Source organism: Psychrobacter urativorans, assembly GCF_904846695.1.
Taxonomy (GTDB): Bacteria; Pseudomonadota; Gammaproteobacteria; order Pseudomonadales; family Moraxellaceae; genus Psychrobacter; species Psychrobacter urativorans.
On sequence record NZ_CAJHBR010000018.1, the window covers coordinates 21,354 to 37,152 of the forward strand.

The following is a 15,799-nucleotide window of genomic DNA, read 5'->3' on the forward strand; positions in this document are numbered from 1 at the left end:
CACAGGCTTAATGAGTTAGTGGCGTCAGCCAGCTAGATCATCTAGCTGACTAGTTAAATCGCTGAACTAAGTAAGTAGCTAGATTAATAATCACTAAACCAATAATTATTAAACCAATAACCACTAAACTAATAATCAGTGAGCTCACCTTGTTTCATGTGAAACACTTTAGAAGTTGGCCAATATTTATCGATCATAGGTAAGATATCAGCAGTTAGACTAGTTATAAATACTTGGCAAGGCAGCGTTGCTAAGGTCGCTAATAAAATCTCCAACGCCCTACTATCCAACTCTGCGGTTATATCATCCAATAGCACTACTGGCGTCATGCTAGCCTCAATACTGCCCTGTTTGTCGCTACTAGCTATGGTTTTATCATTATCTAGTAATAGCGGTAGCTGTGACAGTCGTAACGCTGTGATCAGTAGTTTTTTTTCACCACGTGATAAGACGTTAGCGGCTTGCTCCTTGAGGATAGGCTGTGCTGAAGTTTTAGTGGCTGACTTAGAAAAATCAGGATCAATACTCTGCTGAATATCGCTATTTATTGTGTCAATGTCAGTGCTGGCCCTAAGATCAGTTGTCGACGAAACAGCGCTTATCTCATCAAGCGCTTGCTTGCTATTATCTGAACGCCAATGCACATGAACATCTGCGCGATGACTGCCAATACGAGTATAGCCTAATTGCAAATCTTGGGTTAGACGCTCACTCAACTGCAGATCAAGAGCAATACTAGTATCGTATCCAGCCGTATAACTCAAGCTTAGTTGCTGGACATACGCTGGTAGTAGCTGAGCGATACTAGCGGCAAAATAGGGCTGCCAGGCTGTAAAGATATGCTGACGATAATGATCAATTAGCGCTGCATGATTGGCTAAGCCTTGATCCCAAGACTTTAGCTCAGACAGCTGGTTTTGCGACAAGCTTTTAGCTTGTTTCAACAGAGTGTTACGTTGCTTTAGTAAGCGTTGATAAGCCACCCACTGGGGATGAAACCCTTGTTTCATGTGAAACACTAACCAATCTAATAGCTGACGACGGCTAGCACTACCCTGCTCTAGCATATCCATAGTCGAGGGATCTATCAGTAACGTAGGTAGCTGTTCGGTAAGGATACTTTGGTTGTAAACAGTAGTTTGATTCAGGCGCAATAGCGTACTGGCGTCGCTTTGCTTTTGGATAGCAACCGTGCTGCCATCAGTGAGATGAGCATGAACCGTCACCGCTGGCTGATGATGCTGGATATAGCGTTTGGGTTGATGATGACGGAAGCTTTTACCACGCGATAATAAGAATATAGATTCTAATAAGGAGGTCTTGCCACTACCATTAACGCCAATAATGACATTGCATTTGGCTGTCTGCATATCTATTTGGTTGATATTACGCAGATGTGAGACTTGTAGACGTCCAATCATAGTGCTTTTACGCCTGTTTTTATCGATCAGCAGCTAGAGAATGAGACCACGATTAGGGTCATTACTACAGAGTAAACTTAACCACTGCCAATCTACTAACTTTCAATAAACCGCCTGTTTATCGAAACTTAAGATTATTAATACTTGAGATTAGCAGCGTTTAAGATCAGCAACTACAGGCTACTGCCCTACTATATACGCATTGGCATAATGACATACTGATGAAATTCATCGTTGAGCTGATTGACTAATACTGAAGCATTAGACTGGCTCATGTGCATTTGTAAATCGCCTTGAATAACGCCCAATACGTCCTGCAGGTAAGCAGCATTAAAGGACAGCTCCATTGGTTCGCCTTGATATTTGGCTTGGATCATCTCCACTGCTTCATCTTGCTCAGCGTTATTAGCTCGTACTTCTACCATGCCATCACTAGCAAAATTAAATACTACGCCGCGCGACTTCTCATTACTCAAGATAGCGACTCGGCGCAGCACATCAGTCATTTTCTCTTGATTAAATAAAGCCAGTTTGTCAGTGTTGCTTGGCATTACTCGGCGATAATCAGGGAACTTACCATCGATAAGACGAGCGGTAAAAGTCACCATCAAGTCTTGACTGATTTGCCCAGTACTATCTACCTCACCAAAAGGTAGACTCACTTGTAAAAACTCACGGCCAAAACTTAAAGTCACTACGTTGTCTTGGTCGCCAAGCATTTTACCTAGCTCAGTCGCCAATCGCTCAAGCTCAATGACGGCTTTACGCGGCAGGATAGCCTGCATATTTAAATCAGCGCTGATATCAATAACGCTGCGCGCCAATGCCAATCGATGCCCATCAGTAGCGACTGTAGTTAGTTGCTGCTGTGAAACGTCAAATAACATCCCTGTTAAATAGTAACGCACATCTTGAATAGCCATCGCAAACTGAGTTTTGTGAATAAGATCAGTCAGACGATTGCGACTGATAGTCAAAGGGGTGATACTTTCAGGATTACCCAAACTTGGGTAGTCCTCACTCGGTAAAGTACCTAAAGTGAAACGACTTTTGCCGCTAGTTAATAGACAGCGCTCGTTTTCTTGGCTAGCAAGGTTGATCTGTGCTTGCGCAGGTAACGATCTACAAATATCTTTTAGCTTTATCGCCGGTAAAGTAGTTGCACCAGCTTCAATACAAGCACCTGCTGGCAATTTGAGGGTTGACGTTAGCTCTACTTCTAAATCAGATGCGGTCAAAATCAGTTCAGAATCAGACAGTTGCAGCTTTATATTGCCCAAGATCACCATGTTGTGACGCTTATCGGCGGCCTTGGCTATCAAGTTAATGGCTTTTAGTAACGATTCTCTGTTAATCGATAATTGCATGCTAGATACTCTTAAGTAAAGGACATTTATTTAACGTGGTATTGTTAGTTTTTTTAGAGGTATAGCACGTTTTGTTAATAATATTACTAATCATTATAAACCATAAATAGCCGCTACAACATAGTGAAACTAACCACTATTAGTGACTATTAGAATGGCAAAATACTGAGGCTATCCAGCTTGGAGCATCATCGCTAGGGCCTTATAGTCTTTATCAACAGTAGGATCTTCTGCTCTTAACTGTGCAACTTTATCACAGCCATGCATCACCGTAGTATGATCTCGTCCACCAAAAGATTGGCCGATATCTGGGTAACTGTCACCCGTTAACTCACGTGATAGTGCCATTGCTATCTGTCTTGGCCTAGCAATAGTACGCGTACGTTTACGACCCATTAAGTCTTTTACCGTTATATCGTAATACTCAGCAACTACTTTACGGATATTGTCCATATTGACGGCTTGTACCCGCATAGCGACAATATCTTTTAGAGCATACTGCACCATCTCTAAAGTAATAGGTGCGCCAGTCAAATTAGCATTAGCAAATACTTGGTTCAATGCACCTTCTAGGCGTCTAACATTCGAAACCACATTCTGAGCTATGAATAGAGCGCATTCTTTTGGTAACACCATACCGTAGGAGGCAGCCTTCTTTTGTAGAATCTGTACCCGAGTATCAATCTCAGGAGGCTCAACAGCCACGGTTAAACCCCAAGAAAAGCGCGAACGAAAGCGCTCATCAAACTCAGTCATTTGTGAAGGATGTCGATCTGAGGCCAAAATAAGTTGCTTGTCACCACTAGTAAAATCAGCAAACAAAGTTAAAAACTCATTACTACTTTTGGTCTTACCTGCAAGAACATGAATATCATCAACAATGAGTAAATCCACTTTTTTTATTTTCTTTTTAAAATCTTCTATTTTATTGTTTCTTAATGAATAAACTAATTGATTAATAAATTTTTCAGAAGTGAAATAATAAAAACTTCTATTATTTTTTAAATAGCGTTGAGCTACAGAATGCATTAAATGAGTTTTTCCCAAACCTGATGGGCCGTATATAAATAACGGATTGTGACGATTTTTTGATTGTGGCTTAGTAAGCTCATAACAAGCTTTGTACGCTAAGTTATTAGACTTACCAGTGACAAAGGTTTCGAAGGTAAAATCAGGGTTCAGATAACTTAACGACTTAGTATCAGCAGAGTCAATAAGTGCGGAGTGCGCACTGCTCATTTGCGCATTGATACTAGAATTTACGCTGTTATTATTTGCTGACGCTAGGGTAGGGGAGTGCTCATCATTTGGAAATAGTGAGCCTGAGGCATTGAAAACATTGAAAGGATTATCTTCGATATTATTTACACTATCATCAGCATCGCGACTAATACTTTCACTATGACTAGTGTTGTCTACTCGAACAATGACTTCCTCAATGCTCCCTTGACTGTGTTTAGTCACTAATTGCTGAATATCCGCTAAGTGATTCTTTCTTATGTAAGAAACGAAGTAATCGTTGGGCGCACGGATGACTAAAGTTTGAGCTTCTTGATGTACCGATAAAGGTCTCAACCACATAGTAAAGACATTATCTTTAACGTTATAGCGCAAGTCATCTAAGCATTTGTCCCAAAGCGTGGCAGTATCTATCATGAAAAATGCTAACCTCAAAATTTAGATTTATTGTTAAATAACCAGGATTAAAAACAAGTATAAAAAATAGTAATTAAATAATGTTTTTCAACACTTTTACTGAGCTTAAGGCCGATTATCAGCCCTAAACCTTAGTTTTGGTGACTTTCAATGCGTACTATTAATCACTTTGATCATCGCTAACGCTCAGAGTAGAAGACTGGCGCTTATTGGCTAGAGTAACTTAAAAATTAGCAGCATAACTAGCTGGCTAATTTAACACAATTAGCCTGTGGATAACATCCTGTTTTTTGGGGATAACCCTGTGGATAGTTTTGGGGATAACTTTAATTAGTGAGTTACCCCCATTTCATCCACAGCTTGTCCACAAGGTTATCCATAGTTTAAGATTTTGATAATTAAAGATAATTCCGACTTATCCTCAGATTATAGGGCTCCCAATAACAACAATACTAATATATATTAATCTTTAGTTATTATGGAATTCAACAAAATCTGTGGATAACTATTTCAAAACAGTCGATAATCTATAAATCAAAATTCAATTCAGAGCGATCAAAGAATGATAACCAAGCACCCATCAAAGAGCTAATCATTAGCAGTTATCGATAACCCATTAGCAAAACTATTAATTAGTTTATTGACCTATATTTTCTGTAATGATATAATCCTGCATTATTGCGAATTTAGTCCATTATTTTGATAGGTGAGTTATGAAACGTACATTCCAACCAAGCGTGATCAAACGCAAGCGTACTCACGGTTTCCGTGCTCGTATGGCCACTAAAAAAGGTCGTCAAGTACTGGCTCGTCGTCGCGCTAAAGGTCGTCATCGCCTAACTGTGTAGATCAATTCCATACAGATATAAGATGATTATGGCTTATAGTGATTGTTGAGGCTGTGGTGATTTGAAATCTGATAGCTTTAGAATATGATAATCATTGTCCAAAACTTACTTGTAGCCCTATATTAAAAGCGCCCATATCGGCGCTTTTTTTGTCGCTTTATTTTATACTACTGGCTTTAACGCTAAGCTTATCGCTACTACTAGCCTCTACTTTAGGTTGTATTATGTCTAATAATCAATTAACGCTGTCTACTACACGCTTCACTAAGGCGCAACGCTTGCTTACTCCAGCAGCCTTTAGAGAAGTGTTTGATGCCCCTGAGCGCAAGCTACATCAAGGCCATCTAATGGCCTTTGTGCGTAGCAACAACTGTGAGCAACCACGAGTAGGTATGGCTATTACTAAGCGTAAAGTACCTACTGCAGTGATGCGTAATTTGATCAAAAGACAGATTCGTGAAAACTTTCGAGTACAAGCTTCTAAGTTAGAAAACAAAGATATAGTTTTTATAGTTAAAAAATCTGTAAAAGAATTGAATAATAAAGATTTAAAAATTGAAATAAATAATATATTTAATAAATTAAAAATCAAATAGAATGAAATTTATAAATAATTTTATATATTTTGTTTTATTTAAATTAATTATTTTTTATCAAAAAATAATTAGTCCTATAATACCTGCGCGCTGTCGTTATTATCCAACTTGCTCAAATTATGGCAGACAGGCTTTGCTTTGGCATGGAGGCCTAGCAGGTAGTTGGTTGCTCCTAAAACGAATTGGGCGTTGTCATCCTCTAGGTGGACATGGCATTGACTTTGTGCCGTTGCCACTAGCTTCCTATAAATATTTTTTTATCAGCAGCAGTAATGACGTCAATAAGCGCTCTTTTAAAACTTATGTAGGCAGTAATGTTTATCGCGACAACACTAGTTATACGGTGCGTTTGAACCAGCTAATGAGTAGATATCAATGAGCCTTGTGGATAACTATGGTAAGTTATCCACAAGTTATCCACACTGTTGGTATCATTTAGAGTGGTTTTTTAGTAAAATGATGCACATTTTATGTAAATGATTGCGGATATAGTAGTTTGTTTTTTTTGCCTGCTTATCTGTTAGTCATGACACATGCCTAATTTTTCATTCCCTAATTTTTAATGTAGGAAAGGTTTATGCAAAAGATATTTCGGGTGATGATCATCATAGCGATGCTAATCACCGCTTATCTGCTGATTTTGGCATGGCGAGATGATTATGCCGATGCACCTGCGGTAGATCCTGTGCAAGAAGCGACGAGCTCATTAGGCGCTGATATTCCATCGACTACCGGTGCAGCTGGTGATGTTCCGATACAAACGCTACCTACTAGTACTAGTAGTGCAGTAGTATCGGCAGCGGCTAAAGACGCCGGATTAATCACAGTTACTACTGATCGCTATGACATCAAAATCAGCCCAGAGGGCGGTGATATCGTCTACGCTGCACTTAAGCAGTATGATGCAACACTCGATAGTGATGAGCCTTTTGTATTGCTAGAGAACGATAGCAATCGCGTTTATGTAGCACAATCAGGATTGATTGGACCGAACGGTATCGATACCGCTGCTGGTCGAGCTAACTATAGTCATAGTGCTACTAGTTATACTATGCAAAGTGGACAGCAGACTTTGTCAGTACCGCTTACTTATCAAAAAGATGGGGTGACGATTACTAAGACCTTCACTTTTACCGCAGATAAGTACCCTATCGATGTCAGCTACCAGATTCAGAATAAGTCTGCAACTGCATGGCAAGGTCAAATGTTTGCTCAGTTAAAGCGTGATGCTAGTAAAGATCCTGGTATGTCTGATAAAGGTGCGCTAAGTATGGCAACTTACTTAGGCGGCGCTTGGGGAACTCCTGATGACCCATACAATAAGCTTAAGTTCAAAGACTTTAGTGATGGTAAGTTAGCCGTTAGTAGTGATAGTGGCTGGGTTGGTATCGTGCAGCATTATTTTGTATCAGCATGGACACCGCAGAACTTTACCGGTAGCTTTTTTAGCCGTGAAACCGCAGGCGACTACTTTATTGGTTTTAACAGCCAACCTATTAATGTAGCTACCAATAAGCAAGTCACCTTGAATGCGACTCTTTATGCGGGGCCAAAAGTACAGTCTGAGCTCAAAGATTTGGCGGTTGGCCTAAATAAGACCGTTGATTATGGTTTGTTATGGCCGATATCTAAGGTGTTGTTTGCTATCCTACAGGGTATTCATAACCTCATTGGTAACTGGGGTTGGTCGATCATCTTCTTAACTATCTTAGTTAAAATTGCCTTGATGTGGTTCTCTAATAAGAGCTACTATTCAATGGCGAAAATGCGCGCTATCGCTCCAAGATTGCAGGCTCTAAAAGAAGAGCATGGCGATGATCGCATGAAGATGTCACAAGAGATGATGGGGATTTACAAAGAAGAAAAAGTAAATCCTATGGCTGGTTGTTTGCCTATTCTAATGCAAATGCCTATCTTCTTAGCGCTATATTGGGTCTTAGTTGAGAGCGTTGAGCTACGTCATGCACCATGGATTCTATGGATTCATGACTTATCAGCGATGGATCCTTGGTTTATATTACCGTTACTGATGGGCGCTTCTATGTTCGTTCAGCAGCAGTTAAACCCACAGCCTACTGATCCTATGCAAGCAAAAGTAATGAAATTTTTGCCGATTATCTTCACCGCATTTATGTTGTTCTTCCCTGCAGGTCTAGTACTATATTGGACAGTGAATAACTTATTCAGTATGACCCAACAGTACTTGATCAACAAAAAAGTACAAGAAGAGCAGAAGCATCGTACCGTGAAAGTCCTAGAAGGATAGATATATCCGCTAATAGTAAAAAACCATCGCTACGGCGGTGGTTTTTTTTATTTAAAATCTGCTAATAAGCACAATGGTTATAAGGTAGATATCTGGCTATTTGAAGTTTGCTTTGTCAGGATTAGTCTAGCCGTCTATAATAGAGTTTTTAGCTATTGAGAGTGGTTGTGAATTCTATCGCAACGGCGGCGACGTCGACTGACCTACCTGTTTTATCTGCCCCCTCTATGACCACTACCATTGCTGCTATTGCAACGCCGCTTGGCCGTGGTGGAGTAGGTATCATCCGCCTGTCTGGTAGCAAAGCTTACGCCATCGCTTGTCAGTTGACGGGTAAGACCAAGTTTAGCCCACGCTTAGCCAGTTTTTGTCGCTTTTATCAAGCTGATGGTACGATCATCGATGAAGGGCTGGTGTTATATTTCAATGCGCCACACTCTTTTACTGGTGAGGATGTGATTGAGCTACAAGGCCATGGTGGTATGATTTTGCAGAATCAGCTATTAGCACGCGTTTTTGAGCTGGGCGCGCAGCAAGCAAACGCGGGAGAGTTCTCGTATCGAGCTTTTGATAATGATAAGCTCGATCTGGTACAAGCAGAAGCTATTGCTGATGCAATCGATGCCACTAGCGCTGCTGCTGCTAGTAGCGCTATACGCTCATTAAGTGGTGAGTTTTCACTAAAGATCAATCAACTGTTAGAACAACTGATTCATCTGCGTCTGCATGTAGAGGCGGCTATTGATTTTCCTGATGAAGAAGACGTTGATTTTCTATCCGATGGCGTTATTCAAGATAAACTGGAACAAACCCAAGCGCAGATTCAACTAGTATTAGCGACGGCCAAACAGGGTCAGTTATTACGTGATGGTATTCATGTGGTATTAGCAGGCCGACCTAATGCTGGCAAATCCAGCTTACTCAATCGGCTAGCAGGGCAAGAGCGCGCTATCGTTACTGAGATTGCTGGAACTACGCGCGATACGCTACAAGAGACAGTAGTGTTGAATGGTTTGACGCTACATTTAACCGATACCGCAGGGCTGCGTGAGACTGAAGATACGGTTGAACGTATCGGCATAGCCCGTGCTCGTACCGCTATCGCCCAAGCTGACATGCTACTGTTGGTCTATGATGTGACTCGTGATATAGAAGGCGGTAGCACCCCTATTCAATTAGCAGAGCAGCTATTTGGTGAGTTACCAGAAGCCAAACGCTTACTAATTATTGCTAATAAAAGCGACTTACTACCGCAGAATAGTGATAAAACTGTCCAGCTATCTAATGGCCTTACTGAGACAAGTCAGACAAACAATATAGTTTCCACGTTTATTCATACTGATGCTAATAACGGCCAAGGATATGAGCAAGTTAATGTTTCATGTGAAACAGGGGCGGGTATTGAAAATCTTATCGAAACGCTTTGTGCTAAAGTAGGCTTTCACCCTCCCGAAAACAGTCTTATTGCCCGTACCCGCCATTTAGATGCATTGAGACGAACACTGCTTTATTTGGATGAAGCCCATGAGCAATTGGTAGTCTTTCAGGCAGGAGAGCTAGTGGCTGACAGTTTGCGTCAAGCTCAGCATAGTTTGAGCGAGATCACGGGTGCCTTTAGCGCTGATGATTTGTTAGGTAAAATATTTGGTAGTTTTTGTATAGGTAAGTAGCGGCAGCTCACTAGCTATAGATCATCTATATGCATAATTAGTACTCATACTCATACTCATACTCATACTGTTACTCATATTGATACTTGTAGCTGACATCCATAGATGAAACCTGTAACCGGCAGTTATAATTGGCACCCATAAAAAGGAACACCGCATGCACTGTCCTTATTGCAACGCTTCAGAGACTAAGGTCATTGATTCACGTTTAGCAGCAGAAGGAGCGCAAGTACGTCGTCGTCGGGTCTGTAGTAGTTGCCAAGAGCGTTTTACTACCTTTGAGATGGTAGAAGTCGTTATGCCACGGATTATCAAATCAAGTGGCAAAATTGAACCTTATGATAATGAGAAACTACGCCGCTCTATTCAATTGCCGTTACAGAAGCGTCCCATTACTATTGATGAGCAAGAAGCTATGATTAGCCGTGTTGAAAAGCGCGTACGGCAAATGGGGGAACGCGAAATCAGTAGCAAAGTCTTAGGCGAAATTATCATGAGCGAACTGAAATCTCTAGATGATGTAGCTTATGTACGTTTTGCTAGTGTCTATCGCGATTTTCAAGATATCGATGCCTTTCATCAAGAGATAGCTAATATTCGCCCCGCTGATAAAGACGATAGTTAGTTTTCACTACTTTTTTGCCAATCGATTATTTCTTATTAAGCGTGGTGCTTGTATGTCAGTTTTTAACCTTAGTCGAAATGCTAGTGATAGCTATTTTATGATGCTAGCTATCGAACAAGGCCGACGTGGACAATATACTACTCGCCCTAATCCAGCAGTAGGCTGCGTGATAGTGCAAGCAGAACAAGTAGTAGGGCAAGGCTTTCATCCACAAGCAGGACAGCCACATGCTGAAGTATTTGCGCTCAGAGACGCTGGCAGTAAAGCGTTAGGAGCAACGGCTTATGTAACTTTGGAACCTTGTAGTCATACTGGACGTACACCACCTTGTGCATTGGCGTTGATTGAAGCGGGTATCAAGCGCGTGGTGGTCGCCGGTTTAGATCCTAATCCACAAGTAGCGGGTCGCGGGGTAAAGTGGTTACAGCAGGCAGGTATTGCGGTAACTGTTGGGGTATTGACTAGCCAAGCAGAAGCGCTTAATCGTGGTTTTCTAAAAGCAATGCGTACGCAAATGCCTTATGTACGGTTAAAGATAGCTACTAGCCTCGATGGTCGTACAGCTATGGCGTCAGGAGAGTCTAAGTGGATTACTGGTGCAGCAGCGCGCGAGGATGTACAGAAGCTACGGGCGCAAAGCGCAGCTATTATCACTGGTAGCGAAACGGTTATCACAGACAATCCACAGCTGAACGTACGCTCCACGCAATTAGGGGTAGCGCTTGCGCAAATACCGCAACCAAAGCTAGTGATACTTGATAGACGTCAGCGCTTAGCTTATGATCCAAAATCTGACTACCAGTTATGTTGTGATAGTGACACCCTCTATTGGCGTGATAACGAGCTAGCAGAACTATTAACTAGATTAGTCAGCGAGCATCATTGTTATGAGGTGCTGATTGAGGCGGGTGCTAAAGTGGCTGGTAGCTTTCTTAGTGCGCAGCTAGTTGATGAGCTAATTGTCTATCAAGCGCCTTGTTTATTAGGGGCCCAAGCTAAAGCTATGGTTGATTTTAATCCTTTATCTTTAGCGCAGCAATTACGCTTTGATTATCATAGCCATGAGCAACTTGGTTCTGACCTTAAGATCACTCTCATGCCATTGTAATTAGACAATACAATCAAAGATATAACCTCAAGGAGTTATCCACAGTAGGGGTTAAATAGTCCGTTAATGTGGATAACTACTATACTGAACATAAGGTTTCACATGAAACTGTGTATAACTTTGTTTCACATGAAACTTATAGACTATGAGTAACCGTTTATAATCAGCTCAAACCTTTACTGAGCTTAACTTTGCATAGAGGTATCAGTACCATTGCCGCTACAATTTAATTTACTAGCTATTGTGGATAACTTTTGCAGATGGCTGATTTACACAGTTAAACGCTACAAACATTCCATACTTATCCACAACTTATGCCATTGAAACGCAAGCGATGAATAAGTATGCTGATGATCAAACCAACAGCGATAATACAAAGAGGTTAATATGTTTACTGGAATTATAGAAAGTGTTGGACGTGTCAAGACTATGCAGCCTGTCGGTGGTGATATTCGCTTGGTTATTGAGGCCAATGATTTAGATTTTAGTGATATTTCACTAGGCGATTCCATCGCTTCTAATGGGATTTGTTTGACAGTAGTCGATTTAGGTAGTAACTATTATGCTGTTGATGTTTCACGTGAAACTATAGCTCGTACTGCGCTGCAGGATTTAAAAGCGGGTGATGTGGTTAACTTAGAAAAAGCGATGCTGCCTACCACTCGCTTTGGCGGACATATTGTCTCTGGTCACGTTGACGGTGTGGGGGTAGTAAGCAAGTTAAAGCAAGACGCTCGCTCTATTTACATCGAAATCGAAATTCCAGCTGAGTTGGCGCATTACACAGCAACTAAAGGCTCTATTACTCTTGATGGCATTAGCCTGACTACTAATCTGGTACGTGATAATATCGTTTGTTTAAATATTATTCCTCATACTGCGCAAGTGACTAATATTGCTAAGCACTGGTTAGTCGGCGATAAAGTCAATGTCGAGGTAGATCTGGTTGCGCGTTATTTAGAGCGTTTGTTGAATAAAAAAACAGATACTTCACCAGCCCCTAGTGCTATTACTGAGAGTTTTTTAGCAGATAATGGCTTTATGAGATAACAGATTTATCAAGTTTTAGCTAAATCAAATTCAGTTAGATCAATTAACTAATTGAATGACCAACTAGCCATCAATCAGCCTAATATACGCTGGTTGATAGCTGACTGAGCAGCAGTTATTGGCTTTTAGTAGTCTAACTGCTGGAGATCTAAGAGATTATAAGCTCTATATTCAAGTGTTAACTTTTTATAGCCTAGCGGTTACGCCTATTAATTATTAATGAGTCGCTGTAGTACCTCAATAAGTTGCTGCTTATTAATAGGTTTAGTCAAAAATTCATTCATTCCGGCCTTCCTACAAGCTTCCCTATCCTCTACAGAGTCATTAGCGGTGAGCGCTACTATAGGAATATCATTGCCTTGGGCTCGAATAGTTCGTGTCGCTTCCATCCCATCCATCACTGGCATACGACAATCCATCAAAATAAGTGCAATGCTCTGCTCGGTTGCCGCTAGCTGCTGTAAGGCTTGTTTGCCATTTTCAGCAACGATAGTCTGATAACCTAACTGATCTAACAGTTTACAGGCTACTTTTCGATTAATAATATTGTCTTCAACTACTAAGATTAAGGCTTCTATAGGCTGCTTTATAACTTGATCGCTATCACTTTGGATTTCTGTAACGTTAGGAGCTTGGAGCTCTGGTGGTACCAAAGCTTTAGGGGTTACCGGTTCGTTAGTAGTCATCAGTAATGCAGATGAGTTTGCCAGTAGCTTTGGCTGAGTTAAGCGAATGATTTCAGATAATAATAAAGTGACATCTAAAGGCTTATGCAAAAACCCATCGAACTGATCTAGATAAGTAGATGAGATATTACGCACCATCTTCATGCTCAATAGAATCTTTGGTGAGGGCATGGCGAGCAGAGCCTCTAAGCTACTCTGAGGTATAGTGCCAGCTGTATTGTTATCAATACTAACATCGGCACTAGTAGCAACAGCAACTGAGTTGGCTATGCTTATGGGTTGGTTATCGTAATCAAGTAGTAATAACGGCGCTGAGGTTTCGCTTTTATGCTGCAGTTTTTCTGTGATCTCAGCTACAGCTGGCATCTCGTTAATAGAGTAGATATCAGCACTGATAGATAAGTGATGGCAAAGTCTGCGCAGGTAATCAATATACAGGTCATGTTTAACGATAGCGACCAGATAAATAGGGGTTAGGTTAGCATGGAAGTAATAAGTAGGGTGATAAGTGGGCGCTCTACAGGGTAAGTAGAGGGCAAAAGTACTGCCCGAGCGACCATCGCTATCGAGTTGGATAAATCCTCCAAGGAGTTGGGCGAAACTGTTAGATATAGCCAGTCCAAGACCTGTCCCACCGAACTTATGGCTGATCTGAGCATTGGCTTGATTAAAATAAGAAAACAGCGAGTGTTTTTCATCTTCAGCAATACCTATACCGGTATCTATAACACTGAAGCGAATCCAATGATACTGATCGGTAGCAACAGAAGAGTTATTTTGAGTAGGAGGATGTTTGGCCAAGCCTTTGGTTCTATTTTGCGTAGTTTTTTGCTGAGTGACTGGCTCTACAACTAAAGCCACATAGCCTGATTCAGTGAATTTAATTGCATTGTTCATTAGGTTGAGAATGATTTGTTGTAAGCGCTTAGCATCAGTATCGATGAAACGAGGGCACTCAGGCATAAATAAATAGAGCAGATCGATATTCTTTTTATAAGCACTGCCAGCCATAAGGTCGACCACATGCTGATTGATTTTAAAGATATCAGTAGCTTCATTGGCGATTGAGGTTTTTCCTGCTTCTATTTTTGCTACATCTAGCATGTCATTGAGCATCGCTAGCATAGAGTGACTAGATTGTTTTAGGGTATGTAAAATATCTTGTTGCTTGAGCGAAAAAGCAGATTCTTCTATTATATCAAGGGTACCGATGATAGCGCTTAGTGGCGTGCGCAATTCATGACCAATAACGGATCTAAGCTGAGCAAACTCTTTGACCTGTAGCTGTAACTGCTGGTTTTTTAACTTTTCACTTTCGAGTTGCTTGGTAAAAGTATCGACATTATTTAATAGCACAGTAAAGCCATGTACTTGACCATGCTCCCCAAACCAAGGGGTAATGTGTAACTGATAGGTTTGCTTATTCTCTAAGCCATAGACTACTAAGGTACGAGTTACCCGTTGCAATGACAGTTTTTGTAGCAGCTGTTGGGTTGTAGGGTCGATACCAGTGACAAAGTCTGTCAGATTGTAGTCATTGTCGCGCTGAAAGAGGGTATTAAAAACCTGCTCAAAGCGTTGGTTAAAAAAGCTAATTTGACCTTGACGCATCACCATTAGCATAGGTAGAGGAGCTTGATCTACTAACCGTTCTAGCCGGTGGCTCAAGGTGTTAATACGACGATAATTGGTATGCAGCTGATAATTGACTCGCCCTAGAGCATGACCTAAGCGTATGAACTCTTCAGTGGAGGGGGCTTGCGCGAAAGGAGGTAGGGTGTAGATATCTTTAGAGGTAGTGGCCATATTCTCGATATAATTGAGTAATTGTGACCAATCTAATCGGCGCTTAAGGGTATATACCAACATCACCGTAAACAAAATCAGGGCCAACAATAGAGGCAACCAGTACTGGTAAGTCAGCCAATTTATATCCATAGGCTTGTGACGCAGCACTATATAGATTTGATGTCCGCCTCGCAGTTTGATGACTCCTGTCAGCGTATTATTGGTCAACTGATAACTATTATTAGGAGCAACTGATTTGGCAAGCTTTGGAAAAACAACAGTAGTAAACCTCTTTTCTCCTGGTCTAGTATAGCGGTGCACATAGCTTTGCCCAGAGGGCAACATTAAGATAATTTGATAGCTGACGCCTTCAAAAAAAGGTTTATCTAACAGGGCCAGCATTTCAACATCGGTAAGAGTAGTGTTTTTGGATATCTCGTAATGTAGAGCCTCGTATACCGTTTGGCTATACTGCTGATTATTGGTTTTTAGCAACGAGAACATCATGACATAATACAAGGTCAGCATGATAAGCAAGCTCAAAGTATAAAATATGAGCAAGCGCGTTAGTGACCTGAATTTCCGCATATCACTTAATCCTATATCTGCCGCAAAGTGCAGTATGATAGTGATGGTCTAATAACCAGATAATACTCATTATCTGTCCTCTTAAATCTAACCGTAAAGGGCTTACAAAGTTTGTTCAAGCATTTTAACA

General features: G+C 41.0%; 12 protein-coding genes. 8 read left to right on the forward strand and 4 right to left on the reverse strand.

Annotated elements, in window-relative coordinates:
• Positions 1-128: 128 nt before the first annotated feature.
• The 3 genes from recF to dnaA all read right to left on the reverse strand — a co-directional run bounded on the left by recF (position 129) and on the right by dnaA (position 4,444).
• Positions 129-1,421 (reverse strand): DNA replication/repair protein RecF, encoded by a 1,293-nt coding sequence (gene recF, locus JMY09_RS11260; protein ID WP_201623692.1) that lies wholly within the window; start codon positions 1,419-1,421, stop codon positions 129-131.
• 191 nt (positions 1,422-1,612) lie between these two features.
• Complete coding sequence (gene dnaN / locus JMY09_RS11265; protein ID WP_201623693.1) at positions 1,613-2,788, reverse strand: DNA polymerase III subunit beta; 1,176 nt, start codon at positions 2,786-2,788, stop codon at positions 1,613-1,615.
• A 171-nt stretch (positions 2,789-2,959) separates the two neighbouring features.
• Complete coding sequence (dnaA, locus tag JMY09_RS11270) at positions 2,960-4,444, reverse strand: chromosomal replication initiator protein DnaA (protein ID WP_201623694.1); 1,485 nt, start codon at positions 4,442-4,444, stop codon at positions 2,960-2,962.
• Positions 4,445-5,157: 713 nt separating this feature from the next.
• Between dnaA and rpmH the strand changes: the two genes are divergently transcribed.
• The 8 genes from rpmH to JMY09_RS11310 all read left to right on the forward strand — a co-directional run bounded on the left by rpmH (position 5,158) and on the right by JMY09_RS11310 (position 12,607).
• Positions 5,158-5,292 (forward strand): 50S ribosomal protein L34, encoded by a 135-nt coding sequence (gene rpmH, locus JMY09_RS11275; RefSeq protein WP_007394757.1) that lies wholly within the window; start codon positions 5,158-5,160, stop codon positions 5,290-5,292.
• Between the two features lie 224 nt (positions 5,293-5,516).
• Positions 5,517-5,888 (forward strand): ribonuclease P protein component, encoded by a 372-nt coding sequence (gene rnpA, locus JMY09_RS11280; RefSeq protein WP_201623695.1) that lies wholly within the window; start codon positions 5,517-5,519, stop codon positions 5,886-5,888.
• A 1-nt stretch (position 5,889) separates the two neighbouring features.
• Positions 5,890-6,267, forward strand: coding sequence for a membrane protein insertion efficiency factor YidD (yidD, locus tag JMY09_RS11285; RefSeq protein WP_201623696.1), 378 nt, complete (start codon positions 5,890-5,892; stop codon positions 6,265-6,267).
• 198 nt (positions 6,268-6,465) lie between these two features.
• Complete coding sequence (yidC, locus tag JMY09_RS11290; protein WP_201623697.1) at positions 6,466-8,154, forward strand: membrane protein insertase YidC; 1,689 nt, start codon at positions 6,466-6,468, stop codon at positions 8,152-8,154.
• Positions 8,155-8,381: 227 nt separating this feature from the next.
• Positions 8,382-9,824 carry a tRNA uridine-5-carboxymethylaminomethyl(34) synthesis GTPase MnmE gene (gene mnmE, locus JMY09_RS11295; RefSeq protein WP_201623735.1) on the forward strand — a complete coding sequence of 481 codons (1,443 nt, stop codon included), beginning with the start codon at positions 8,382-8,384 and terminating at the stop codon, positions 9,822-9,824.
• Between the two features lie 157 nt (positions 9,825-9,981).
• Positions 9,982-10,449: a transcriptional regulator NrdR gene (gene nrdR, locus JMY09_RS11300; protein WP_201623698.1), complete on the forward strand. Its 468-nt coding sequence runs from the start codon at positions 9,982-9,984 to the stop codon at positions 10,447-10,449.
• 52 nt (positions 10,450-10,501) lie between these two features.
• Positions 10,502-11,557 (forward strand): bifunctional diaminohydroxyphosphoribosylaminopyrimidine deaminase/5-amino-6-(5-phosphoribosylamino)uracil reductase RibD, encoded by a 1,056-nt coding sequence (ribD, locus tag JMY09_RS11305; protein WP_201623699.1) that lies wholly within the window; start codon positions 10,502-10,504, stop codon positions 11,555-11,557.
• A gap of 387 nt (positions 11,558-11,944) precedes the next feature.
• Positions 11,945-12,607, forward strand: coding sequence for a riboflavin synthase (locus tag JMY09_RS11310; protein ID WP_201623700.1), 663 nt, complete (start codon positions 11,945-11,947; stop codon positions 12,605-12,607).
• Between the two features lie 209 nt (positions 12,608-12,816).
• Here the strand turns inward: JMY09_RS11310 and JMY09_RS11315 are convergent, their stop codons facing one another.
• On the reverse strand, positions 12,817-15,669 hold the full coding sequence (locus tag JMY09_RS11315) for a response regulator (RefSeq protein WP_201623701.1): 2,853 nt from the start codon (positions 15,667-15,669) through the stop codon (positions 12,817-12,819).
• Between the last annotated feature and the right edge of the window lie 130 nt (positions 15,670-15,799).